Source organism: Myxococcales bacterium, from assembly GCA_016717005.1.
Classification (GTDB): Bacteria; Myxococcota_A; Polyangia; order Haliangiales; family Haliangiaceae; genus UBA2376.
Window position 1 is genome coordinate 489,232 of sequence record JADJUF010000039.1, and the last position, 12,308, is coordinate 501,539.

The window sequence follows — 12,308 nt, forward strand, 5'->3', positions numbered from 1 at the left end:
ACCGCGCCGAGCGCGCCCAGATCGCTGGCGCCGCCGGTCGAGCAGCCGGCGCCGTGGTCGAGGGTGAGCGCGCCCGCGGGCGCCTGGGGCTTGGGCAGCGGCGCCTCGACCCGGGGCTTGGGCTTGCGGCGCTTGTACGCGCGCACGCCGATCTCGGGCGCCGAGGTCACGAGCAGCCGCGGCAGGTTGGCCTTGCGCGACACGAACGCGGTGCCGGTGCCGGCGATCGCCTGGTTGCGGCCGCCGCTGGGCGGCCCGCCCCAGCGCGCGCGCACCGGGCTCTTGCAGGTGATCGGCCCGGTCCACCAGTGCCGGATCGCGTAGCGCGCCTGGAAGTTGTTCTGCGACGCCGGCTGCGACCGCTCCTCGAGCTTGCCGTTGACCCGCTGCTCGCGCCCGCCGACGATCGGCGCCGCCTGCTTGAACACGAGGTCCTCGCTGATCGTCTTGCCGTAGCGCGCGTGCAGGCGCGTCAGCACGAAGTCGTAGCCGCCGTACCGGGTCGGCGTCGCCGCCGGGCCCTCGAGCACGTCGGCGCCGAGCAGGAAGAAGTCGTTGGCGCCCAGCGTCGGCCCCGGGCACGGATCACAGCTCGAGGCATCCCACGCGTACTCGGTCACGACCGCGCCCGGGTTCTTCTCGACCGTCCGGTCGAACAAGGCCGCGTAGAACGACCCGAACGAGGTCCGGACCGCGTCGCGCACGTCGAGGTTGGTCGGGATCGTCACGTTGCCGTAGTTCGCCACCTCGTAGCGCTGGCGCGGCGCCAGGATGCTCACGATCAGATCCTGCGTCCCGCTCGAGTTCGCCAGCCCCAGCCGGATCGGCAAGCTGAAGTCGTCGCTGTCGTAGTGGAACCGCAGCGGCGACAGCGCCGCGCGCCCGTTGACGAACTTGACCTTGGCCGGGTCGACCTTCGCGACGAAGAACTTCATCCCCGCCGCCACGTACGGCTTCAGGAACGCCTCCGCGCTCGGCGGGATCTGGTAGTGCTCCTGCCGCAGCCAGGTGTCGAGCCCGGTCGAGTCCTTCGCCGACAGGATCAAGATCTGGTACTCGCCGACCGTGAACTTGGCCTCGATCGTCACGCCCAGATCGATGGGCCTGGCAGCGGGCGGTGCCGACCCGGCGCCGCGCGAGGCCATCTTCATCGGCCGCTTGCGATCGTAGTCGTCGAAGTCGCGGCCGCACGGGTCCTGCTCCCAGTACTCGACCAGCCGCGGCGAGCCCATCGTGTCGACGCGCGAGAACACCTCTTTCGGGAGGGTCTTGACGTCGGCCTCCTGCAGCACCGTCGGCACCGGGATCACCATCGCGAAGTCCGACGGCGGCCCCTGGTAGTTGTTCTGCATCGACAGGACGGTGCGCGTGCCCTTGCGCATCAGCACCACCTGCGTGGCGTCGTTGAACATCTCCGAGCCCGCGCCGTTGATGTAGAACCCGCAGAAGGCGTGGGCCGCGCGCGGCGCCGAGACCGCGAGGGCGAGGGTGGTGACAGCGAGGACGAGACGACGCATGCGGAGCTCCTAGGCGTGGTGGCGGCGACGACGACGGAGGATGCACGCGACGGCGAGGCCGCCGAGCCCGATCCCGAGCGCGCCGAGCGTCCCGAGATCGCTGGCGCCGCCGGTCGAGCAGCCGGCGCCGTGGTCGAGGGTGAGCGCGCCCGCGGGCGCCTGGGGCTTGGGCAGCGGCGCCTCGACCCGGGGCTTGGGCTTGCGGCGCTTGTACGCGCGCACGCCGATCTCGGGCGCCGAGGTCACGAGCAGCCGCGGCAGGTTGGCCTTGCGCGACACGAACGCGGTGCCGGTGCCGGCGATCGCCTGGTTGCGGCCGCCGCTGGGCGGCCCGCCCCAGCGCGCGCGCACCGGGCTCTTGCAGGTGATCGGCCCGGTCCACCAGTGCCGGATCGCGTAGCGCGCCTGGAAGTTGTTCTGCGACGCCGGCTGCGACCGCTCCTCGAGCTTGCCGTTGACCCGCTGCTCGCGCCGCCGACGATCGGCGCCGCCTGCGTGAACACGAGGTCCTCGCTGATCGTCTTGCCGTAGCGCGCGTGCAGGCGCGTCAGCACGAAGTCGTAGCCGCCGTACCGGGTCGGCGTCGCCGCCGGACCCTCGAGCACGTCGGCGCCGAGCAGGAAGAAGTCGTTGGCGCCCAGCGTCGGCCCCGGGCACGGGTCACAGCTCGAGGCGGTCCACGCGTACTCGGTCACGACCGCGCCCGGGTTCTTCGCGACGGTCCGGTCGAACAGCGCCGCGTAGAACGACCCGAACGAGGTCCGGACCGCGTCGCGCACGTCGAGGTTGGTCGGGATCGTCACGTTGCCGTAGTTCGCGACCTCGTAGCGCTGGCGCGGCGCCAGGATCGAGACGATCAGATCCTGCGTCCCGCTCGAGTTCGCCAGCCCCAGCCGGATCGGCAAGCTGAAGTCGTCGCTGTCGTAGTGGAACCGCAGCGGCGACAGCGCCGCGCGCCCGTTGACGAACTTGACCTTGGCCGGGTCGACCTTCGCGACGAAGAACTTCATCCCCGCCGCCACGTACGGCTTCAGGAACGCCTCCGCGCTCGGCGGGATCTGGTAGTGCTCCTGCCGCAGCCAGGTGTCGAGCCCGGTCGAGTCCTTCGCCGACAGGATCAAGATCTGGTACTCGCCGACCGTGAACTTGGCCTCGATCGTCACGCCCAGATCGTCGTCCTTGCTGGCCAGATCCATCGCCGGCGCCGCGCTGGCGCGCCCCTTCATGCCGCCGCGGAAGCGGCGGTCATCCCACTCGTCGCGGCCGCACGGGTCCTGCTCCCAGTACTCGACCAGCCGCGGGGAGCCCATCGTGTCGACGCGGGTGAACACGTCCTTGGGCAGGGTCTTGACGTCGGCCTCCTGCAGCACCGTCGGCACCGGGATCACCATCGCGAAGTCCGACGGCGGCCCCTGGTAGTTGTTCTGCATCGACAGGACGGTGCGCGTGCCCTTGCGCATCAGCACCACCTGCGTCGCGTCGTTGAACATCTCCGACCCGGCGCCGTTGATGTAGAACCCGCAGAAGGCGTGGGCCGCGCGGGGCGCGGACACCGCGAGGGCGAGGGTCGTGACGGCGAGGACGAGACGACGCATGCGGGCTCCTACGAGGTGAGGCGGCGACGACGACGGAGGATGGTAGCCAGGGCGAGACCGCCGAGGCCGACCCCCAGCGCGGATTCGGTCGGCGACGACGCCCCGCAGCCGCACCCGTGCTTGGTCGCGGGCGGGGTCGGCGGAGCGGGCGGCGGCACGGCCTTGTCGGGATCTGACGATCCAGGGCCGGGTCCGGTCTGTGGATTCGGTGCGGCCGCCCCGGCCGCCACGGCCTTGATCTCGAGCTCCGGGATGTCCTGGCGCACCAGCTCGGGCAGCTTGGCCGCGCCCCGTGGCGCGAACGCCAGGTCCAGCGCCGGCTTGACCCCGCCGCCGGTCACGCCGGCGGGCGGCCCGCCCCAGCGCCCGCGCACCGGCGCCTTGCACGCGATCGGCCCGGTCCACTCGTGCCGGATCGCGTACCGCGCCTGGAAGTTGTTCTGCGACGCCGGCCGCGCCCGCTCCTCGAGCTTGCCGCCGTCCTGCAGGAACTCACGCCCGCCGACGATCGGCTCGGCCGCCTTGAACACCAGGTCCTCGGTGACGGTCTTGCCGTAGCGCGCGTGCAGCCGCGTCAGCACCATGGTCATCGCGTTGCCCTGGAACGGCGCCGCCGCACCCTTGGCGCCGCCGAGCACGTCGAGCCCCAGCGTCGACAGCTCGCTCATGTTGATCACCGGGCCCGGGCACGGATCGCAGTTCGTCGCCTGCCACGCGTACTCGGTCACCACCGCCCCCGGGTTCTTCTCGATCGTCCGGTCGAACAGGGCCGCGTAGAACTCGCCGAACTTGTCCCGGACCGCGTCCTTCACGTCGAGGTTCGTCGGGATCGTCACGTTGCCGTAGTTCGCGACCTCGTACCGCTGCCCCGGCGCCAGGATGCTCACGATCAGATCCTGCGTCCCGCTCGAGTTCGCCAGCCCCAGCCGGATCGGCAGGCTGAAGTCGTCCGTGTCGTAGTGGAACCGCAGCGGCGACAAGGCCGCCCGCCCATCGACGAACTTGACCTTGGCCGGGTCGACCTTCGCCACGAAGAACTTCATCCCCGCCGCCACGTACGGCTTCAGGAACGGCTCCGCGCCCGGCGGGATCTGGTACTTCTCCTGCCGCAGCCACGTGTCGAGCCCCGTCGAGTCCTTCGCCGACAGCACCACGATCTGGTACTCGCCCACCGTGAACTGCGCCTCGATCGTCACGCCGAGGTCCTTGTTCTTCTGGACGCCGCCGCCGCCGCCACGGCCGTAGCCCTGGCCGATGCCGGTGGTCGCGCTGGCCGGGTACTGGACCATGCACGGGTCCTCTTCCCAGTACTCGACCAGCCGCGGCGCGCCCATCTGGTCGACGTGCGCGAAGACCTCCTGCGGCAGCGTCTTGACGTCGGCCTCCTGCAAGACCGTGGGCACCGGGATCACCATCGCGAACGCCTCGGGCGGCCCCTGGTAGTTGTTCTGCATCGCCAGCACCGTCCGCGTGCCCGAGCGCATCAGCACCACCTGGGTGGCGTCGTTGAACATCTCCGAGCCCGCGCCGTTGACGTAGAAGCCGCAGAACGCCCGCGCCGTCGAGGCGGTGAGCAGCGACGCGCCGAGCGCGAGGGTGGTGGCGAGGATCTTGTGCATGGGTGTGCTCCTTGTACGTCGTCGATCGATCGAGGGGGTCACGCGCGCCGGCGCCGGCGCGTCACCAGCGCGGCGACCCCGAGGCCGCCCACCAGCGCCAGCGCCCCGCCGCGTCGCCGTCGTCGGTCGCGCAGCCGCAGCCGCTCTTCTTCTTGGCCGGCGGATCCCCGGGCGGCAGCGTCTTGGGCAGCGTGGTCGACGGCGTCGCCGGGTCCGCGGTCGTGCCCGCCGCCGCCGCCTTGACCTCGAGCTCGGGGATGTCCTGGCGCACCAGCTCCGGCAGCTTGGCGGTCCCACGAGGCGCAAACGCCAGATCCAGCGCCGGCTTGACGCCGCCGCCGGTCACGCCGGCGGGCGGTCCGCCCCAGCGGCCGCGCACCGGATCCTTGCAGGTGATCGGCCCGGTCCACTCATGCCGGATCGCGTACCGCGCCTGGAAGTTGTTCATCCCCGCCGGCCGCGCCCGCTCCTCGAGCTTGCCGCCGTCCTGCAGGAACTCGCGCCCGCCGACGATCGGCTCGGCCGCCTTGAAGACCAGGTCCTCGGTCACGGTCTTGCCGTAGCGCGCGTGCAGGCGCGTCAGCACCATGCTCATCGCGTCGCCGCTGAACGGCGCCGCCTTGCCCTTGTCGCCGCCGAGCACGTCGAGCCCCAGCGTCGCCAGCTCGCCCATGTCGATCACCGGCCCCGGGCACGGGTCGCAGTTGGTCGCCTGCCACGCGTACTCGGTCACCACCGCGCCCGGGTTCTTCTCGATCGTCCGGTCGAACAACGCCGCGTAGAACTCGCCGAACTTGTCCCGGACCGCGTCCTTCACGTCGAGGTTCGTCGGGATCGTCACGTTGCCGTAGTTCGCGACCTCGTACCGCTGCCCCGGCGCCAGGATCGAGACGATCAGGTCCTGCGTCCCGCTCGAGTTCGCGAGCCCCAGCCGGATCGGCAGGCTGAAGTCGTCCGTGTCGTAGTGGAACCGCAGCGGCGACAAGGCCGCCCGCCCGTCGACGAACTTCACCTTGGCCGGGTCGACCTTGGCCACGAAGAACTTCATCCCCGCCGCCACGTACGGCTTCAGGAACGGCTCCGCCCCCGGCGGGATCTGGTAGTGCTCCGAGCGCAGCCAGGCGTCGAGCCCGGTCGCGTCCTTCGCCGACAGGATCACGATCTGGTACTCGCCCACCGTGAACTGCGCCTCGATCGTCACGCCGAACCCGGCCGAGTCGCCGAGCGCGATGCCCGCGGCCGGCGGCGCGGGCATCGCCTGGTTGCGCGCCCGCTCGTAGCGGACCTGAGGCGCGCACGGGTCCTCCTCCCAGTACTCGACCAGGCGCGGCGCGCCCATCTGGTCGACGTGCGTGAAGACCTCCTGCGGCAGCGTCTTGACGTCGGCCTCCTGCAGCACCGTCGGCACCGGGATCACCATCGCGAACGCCTCGGGCGGCCCCTGGTAGTTGTTCTGCATCGCCAGCACGGTCCGCGTGCCCGAGCGCATCAACACCACCTGGGTGGCGTCGTTGAACATCTCCGAGCCCGCGCCGTTGACGTAGAAGCCGCAGAACGCCTCGGCCCGCGGGGCCGTCAGCGCCAGCGCCCCCAGGGCCAGTGTCGTCGCGATGGTCTTGTGCATGATCGTGCTCCTGATGGATCTTGAGAGGGTTCGTCTGCTCAGGCGCGTCGGCGCCGACGCGTCACCAGCGCGGCGACCCCGAGGCCGCCGACCAGCGCCAGCGCCCCGCCGCCGCCGTCGTCGGTCGCGCAGCCGCAGCCGCTCTTCTTCTTCGGCGGCGCGGTCGTCGCGGGCGCGGTCGTCGGCGGCGCGGTCGTCGGCGGAGGATTCGCCGTCGCCGGCTCGGGGGCCGCGGCCGCGGCCGTCGCCTTGACCTCGAGCTCGGGGATGTCCTGGCGCACCAGCTCCGGCAGCTTGGCGGTCCCACGGGGCGCAAAGGCCAGGTCCAGCGCCGGCTTGACGCCACCACCGGTCACGCCCGCGGGCGGCCCGCCCCAGCGCCCGCGCACCGGGGCCTTGCACGTGATCGGCCCGGTCCACTCGTGCCGGATCGCGTACCGCGCCTGGAAGTTGTTCTGCGACGCCGGCCGCGACCGCTCCTCGAGCTTGCCGCCGTCCTGCAGGAACTCGCGCCCGCCGACGATCGGCTCGGCCGCCTTGAAGACCAGGTCCTCGGTCACGGTCTTGCCGTAGCGCGCGTGCAGCCGCGTCAGCACCATGCTCATCGCGTCGCCGCTGAACGGCGCCGCCGCGCCCTTGGCGCCGCCGAGCACGTCGAGCCCGAGCGTCGACAGCTCGCTCATGTTGATCACCGGCCCCGGGCACGGATCGCAGTTGGTCGCCTGCCACGCGTACTCGGTCACCACCGCGCCCGGGTTCTTCTCGATCGTCCGGTCGAACAACGCCGCGTAGAACTCCCCGAACTTGTCCCGGACCGCGTCCTTCACGTCGAGGTTCGTCGGGATCGTCACGTTGCCGTAGTTCGCGACCTCGTACCGCTGCCCCGGCGCCAGGATGCTCACGATCAGATCCTGCGTCCCGCTCGAGTTCGCCAGCCCCAGCCGGATCGGCAGGCTGAAGTCGTCCGTGTCGTAGTGGAACCGCAGCGGCGACAAGGCCGCCCGCCCGTCGACGAACTTGACCTTGGCCGGGTCGACCTTCGCCACGAAGAACTTCATCCCCGCCGCCACGTACGGCTTCAGGAACGGCTCCGCCCCCGGCGGGATCTGGTAGTGCTCCTGCCGCAGCCACGTGTCGAGCCCCGTCGAGTCCTTCGCCGACAGCACCACGATCTGGTACTCGCCCACCGTGAACTGCGCCTCGATCGTCACGCCGAGGTCGCGCGCCGCCAGCGCCGGGCCCCGCGGCCGGCGCCAGGCCCGACGGCACCGACTTCATGGCGTAGCGATCGGGCGCACCGCACGGATCCTGCTCCCAGTACTCGACCAGGCGCGGCGCGCCCATCTGATCGACGTGCGTGAAGACCTCCGGCGGCAGCGTCTTGACGTCGGCCTCCTGCAGCACCGTCGGCACCGGGATCACCATCGCGAACGCCTCGGGCGGCCCCTGGTAGTTGTTCTGCATCGCCAGCACGGTCCGCGTGCCCGAGCGCATCAGCACCACCTGCGTCGCGTCGTTGAACATCTCCGAGCCTGCGCCGTTGACGTAGAAGCCGCAGAACGCCCGCGCCTCGCGGCGCCGTCAGCGCCAGCGCCGAGGGCAGGGTCGTCGCGAGGATCTTGTGCATGGGCCTCCTGGTGGGTCGAGGATCGAGCCGGGCGCCGCCACGCCGGCGCCCGCGCGGCAGCGTCACCAGCGCGGCGACCCCGAGCGCCCCCCACCAGCGGCCATCGCCAGGCCGCCGTCGCCGGCATCGGTCGCGCAGCCGCAGCCACTCTTCTTCTTGGCCTGGCGGATCCCGGTGGCGGCAGCGTGTCGGCCGCGCGGCGGATTCGGCAGCGCGGTGTCGGCGCTCGCGACGGCCGTGACCCCGAGCTCGGGGATGTCCTGGCGCACCAGGTCGGGCAGCTTGGCCGCGCCCCGCGGCGCGAACGCCAGATCCAGCGCCGGCTTGACGCCACCGCCGGTCACGCCCGCCGGCGGCCCGCCCCAGCGCCCGCGCACCGGATCCTTGCAGGTGATCGGCCCGGTCCACTCGTGCCGGATCGCGTACCGCGCCTGGAAGTTGTTGATCGAGTCCGGCCGCGACCGCTCCTCGAGCTTGCCGCCAGCCTGGCAGGAACTCGCGCCCGCCGACGATCGGCTCGGCCGCCTTGAACACCAGGTCCTCGGTCACGGTCTTGCCGTAGCGCGCGTGCAGGCGCGTCAGCACCATGCTCGCGTCGCCGCCGAACGGCGCCGCCGCGCCCTCGGCGCCGCCGAGCACGTCGAGCCCCAGGGTCGCCAGCTCGCCCATGTCGATCACCGGCCCCGGGCACGGGTCGCAGGTGTTCGCGGCCCACGCATACTCGGTCACCACCGCCCCCGGGTTCTTCTCGATCGTCCGGTCGAACAGGGCCGCGTAGAACTCGCCGAACTTGTCCTTCACCGCGTCCTTGACGTCGAGGTTGGTCGGGATCGTGACGTTGCCGTAGTTGGCGACCTGGTAGCGCTGGTTGGGCGCCAGGATGCTCACGATCAGGTCCTGCGTGCCGCGCGAGTTGGCCAGGCCCAGCCGGATCGGCAGGTTGAAGTCGTCGGTGTCGTAGTGGAACCGCAGCGGCGACAGCGCCGCGCGCCCGTCCTTGAACATCACCTTGGCCGGGTCGACCTTGGCCACGAAGAACTTCATCCCGGCCTCGACGTACGGCCGCAAGAACGGCTCGGCCCCGGGCGGGATCTGGTACTTCTCCTCGCGCAGCCACGCGTCGAGCCCGGCCGCGTCCTTGGCCGACAGGATCACGATCTGGTACTCGCCGACCTCGAACTTGGCCTCGACCGTGACCCCGTGGTTGCCGGCGAGGCTGGGCATCGGCGGCTGCGCCGCCATCTCGTAGCGGCCCTCCTTGCGGTCGGACTTCGTCCTCGGCGGCTCGACGTAGCACGGGTCCTGCTCCCAGTACTCGACCAGCCGCGGCGCGCCCATCTGATCGACCCGCCCGAACACGTCCTTGGGCAGCGTCTTGACGTCCTCCTTCTGCAGCACCGTCGGCACCGGGATCACCATCGCGAACGCCTCCGGCGGCCCCTGGTAGTTGTTCTGCATCGCCAGCACGGTGCGCGTGCCCGACCGCATCAGCACCACCTGCGTCGCGTCGTTGAACATCTCGCTGCCCGCGCCGTTGACGTAGAACCCGCAGAACGCGCGCGCCGTCGAGGCGGTCACGAGCGACGCGCCGAGCGCGAGGGTGGTGGCGACGAGCTTGTTCATCGAGTGCTCCTGGTGGTTGCCATGGTGAAGAGAGCGGCGCGCGCTCAGCGTCGCCGCCGGCGCAGCGTCAACGCCAGCACCGCGCCCGCGCCGCCCGCGAACGCCAGCCCGCCGGCCGCGCCGGTCGACGTCGCGCACGTGCAGCCCGGGTACGCGGCCTTGCTGACCTTGCCCGGCAGCGGCACGCCCGCCTGCACGCCGATCTCCGGGATGTCCTGCGTCACCAGGTCCGGCAGCGACACCTGGCCCCGCGGCGCGAACGCGATGTTGGTCGCCGCCTGCGGCTCGTCGGCGATCTGATCCCCGGGCGGCCCGCCCCAGCGCCCGCGCTGCGGGTCCGCGCACGTCACCGGCCCGGTCCACGCGTGCCGGATCGCGTACCGCGCCTGGAAGTTGTTGGTCTCGTCCGGCCGCGACCGCTCCTCGAGCTTGTGCGTCGCCTCGTCCACCACGAACTCCCGCCCGCCCACGATCGGCCCCGCCGCCTTGAACACCAGGTCCGCCTTCATGTCGCTCTTGCCGTAGCGCGCGTGCAGCCGCGTCAGCACCAGGCTCCAGTAGTCCCCACCCAGGACGTCCGCGCCCAAGGTCAGGAAGTCCTCGCCGTCGAGCTGCGGGCCCGGGCACGGATCGCACGTCGACGCGTCCCACGCGTACTCGGTGATCACCGCCCCGGGGTTCTGCTCGACCGTCCGGTCGAACAGCGCCGCGTAGAACGCCCCGAACTGCGTCTTCGTCTCCGCCTTGACGTCCAGGTTCGTCGGGATCGTCACGTTCCCGTAGTTCGCCAGCTCGTACCGCTGGCTCGGCGCCAGGATGTTCACGATCAGGTCCTGCGTCCCGTTCGAGTTCGCCAGCCCCAGCCGGATCGGCAGGCTGAACTCGTCCGCGTCGTAGTGGAACCGCAGCGGCGACAGCGCCGCCATCCCGTCCACAAACGTCACCTTCTTCGGGTCCACCTTCGCCACGAAGAACTTCGACCCGCCCTCGACGTACGGCCGCAAGAGCGGCTCCGCCCCTTTCGGGATGCTGTACCGCTCCCGCCGCAGCCACGTGTCCAGCCCCGACGAGTCCGTCGCCGACAGGATCAAGATCTTGTACTCCCCCACCGTGAACTGCGCCTCGATCGTCACGCCCAGGTCGTCGGACGACTTGACGCTCTCGTCGGCCGCGCCCGCCATCGCCATCGGCGTCGGCATCGGCCCGTAGTCCCTGTACATGTCGGGCTGACAGGGGTCCTGCTCCCAGTACTCGACCAGCCGCGGCGATCCCATCTGGTCCACCTTCGCGAACACCTCCCGCGGCAGCGTCTTGACGTCCTCCTCGTGCAGCACCACCGGCACCGGCACCACCATCGCGAAGTCCGTCGGCGGCCCCTGGTAGTTGTTCTGCATCGCCAGCACCGTCCGTGTCCCCGACCGCATCAGCACCACCTGCGTGGCGTTGTTGAACAGGTCGGCCCCGCCGCCCCCGACGTAGAAGCCGCAGAAGGCCTGGGCGGCGGACGGCGCCGCGAAGGCGAGGGCCGCGGTCGCGGCGAGGACGAGGCGCTTGCTCATGTGGACTCCGGGCGCGCACGGAGGCCGCACGGCATGGCGCCGTCGGTCCCCCGCGTCGAGACGCGTGGGCGCGATGATAGACAAACGCGCGGAGCGTGTCCTTGGCCTGCGCCGCGCGATTTCGTGATTGTCGCCGCGCGGTTACAAGTGATGACGACGCAAGCAATGCGCCGCGGGCGCGCCGTCGCGCCGTCGACGCATGACGGCGCGCGTCGCTACTCGAGCATCACGGTGCCGAGCACCTTGCGCGACGACAGCTGCTCGATCGCGGCGCGGAGCTGACGGCGGGTGGTGCGGCGGGCGCGCGACACCAGCAGCACGCCGTCGGCGGCGTCCTGCAGCAGGTTGACCTCGGCGCTGCCCGCCACCGGCGGCGCGTCGATGACGATGTGATCGTAGCCACCCAGGCGCAGGCGCTCCATCGCGATCGCGAACGCCGGCGCGTCGAGGAGCTGGACCTGATCCGCCTTGGGGTTGACCGCGGCCACGTGCAGCCACAGCTGCGGGATGTCGATCATGCCCCAGGGCAAGAGCGGCTGGTGCCGGTGCGCGGCCAGCTGCTCGGCGAAGCACCACGGCGGCACGAACGCGAACACGCTGGCGAGCTGCGGCCGCCGCAGGTGGGTCTCGACCAGCAGCACCTTGGCGCGGTTGCACTCGGCCAGCGCCAGCGCCAGGTTGACGGCGGTGGTGGTCTTGCCGTCGCCGGGGCCGGGGCTGGTCACGACGATCACCTGGGGCCGCCCGGCCGCGAGCATGTGGTGGCGCAGCACGCGGAACTGGGCCGCGCGCTCGGAGTCCGGCGCGAGGTGCAGGATCAACCGGGGGTCTGGCTTGCGGTCCTCGGGCAGGTGGTGCTGGGTCAGGCCGATCTCGGGCGGCTCCTGATCGATCGGCGCCGGCGCGCGCTCGGCGAGCACCGACGGCACGCCCGCCGCCTGGATCATCGCGGTGCGGGCGGCGTCGGCGAGGTTGACCGTGTGCGCCAGGCTGCGCGGCTCGACGCCGTCGGGGCGCACCGCCACCATCGGCTGCGTGGTCAACGGCATCGGCGCGACCGCCCGGGTCGCGACCTCGAGCGGGTCGTCGGAGCCGGGCCGATCGCCGAACTTGCCGCGCTTCACCATGCGGACCTCGAGGGTAT

The 12,308-nt window shown here is 71.5% G+C and carries 4 protein-coding genes and 4 pseudogenes; all 8 read right to left on the bottom strand.

Annotated features, from left to right (window positions below; all coding sequences use genetic code 11):
• Window positions 1–251: 251 nt before the first annotated feature.
• Window positions 252–1,517, bottom strand: a pseudogene (locus tag IPL61_33095) (DUF2330 domain-containing protein).
• A 9-nt stretch (window positions 1,518–1,526) separates the two neighbouring features.
• Window positions 1,527–3,112 (bottom strand): annotated as a pseudogene (locus IPL61_33100) (DUF2330 domain-containing protein).
• An 8-nt stretch (window positions 3,113–3,120) separates the two neighbouring features.
• Window positions 3,121–4,731 carry a DUF2330 domain-containing protein gene (locus IPL61_33105; GenBank protein MBK9036033.1) on the bottom strand — a complete coding sequence of 537 codons (1,611 nt, stop codon included), beginning with the start codon at window positions 4,729–4,731 and terminating at the stop codon, window positions 3,121–3,123.
• 61 nt (window positions 4,732–4,792) lie between these two features.
• Window positions 4,793–6,355, bottom strand: coding sequence for a DUF2330 domain-containing protein (locus IPL61_33110; protein ID MBK9036034.1), 1,563 nt, complete (start codon window positions 6,353–6,355; stop codon window positions 4,793–4,795).
• A 38-nt stretch (window positions 6,356–6,393) separates the two neighbouring features.
• Window positions 6,394–7,879: pseudogene (locus IPL61_33115) on the bottom strand (DUF2330 domain-containing protein).
• 165 nt (window positions 7,880–8,044) lie between these two features.
• Window positions 8,045–9,605 (bottom strand): annotated as a pseudogene (locus IPL61_33120) (DUF2330 domain-containing protein).
• A 44-nt stretch (window positions 9,606–9,649) separates the two neighbouring features.
• The gene (locus IPL61_33125) at window positions 9,650–11,164 is read right to left on the bottom strand and encodes a DUF2330 domain-containing protein (protein ID MBK9036035.1); all 1,515 of its coding nucleotides are present in this window, start codon (window positions 11,162–11,164) and stop codon (window positions 9,650–9,652) included.
• Between the two features lie 215 nt (window positions 11,165–11,379).
• The gene (locus tag IPL61_33130) at window positions 11,380–12,291 is read right to left on the bottom strand and encodes a CpsD/CapB family tyrosine-protein kinase (GenBank protein ID MBK9036036.1); all 912 of its coding nucleotides are present in this window, start codon (window positions 12,289–12,291) and stop codon (window positions 11,380–11,382) included.
• Window positions 12,292–12,308: the final 17 nt, after the last annotated feature.

Excerpts from the sequence above, each read along its gene's own strand:
- IPL61_33105 (MBK9036033.1), bottom strand. The coding sequence starts at position 4,731 with ATGCACAAGATCCTCGCCACCACCCTCGCGCTCGGCGCGTCGCTGCTC.
- IPL61_33110 (MBK9036034.1), bottom strand. The coding sequence starts at position 6,355 with ATGCACAAGACCATCGCGACGACACTGGCCCTGGGGGCGCTGGCGCTG.
- IPL61_33125 (MBK9036035.1), bottom strand. The coding sequence starts at position 11,164 with ATGAGCAAGCGCCTCGTCCTCGCCGCGACCGCGGCCCTCGCCTTCGCG.
- IPL61_33130 (MBK9036036.1), bottom strand. The coding sequence starts at position 12,291 with ATGGTGAAGCGCGGCAAGTTCGGCGATCGGCCCGGCTCCGACGACCCG.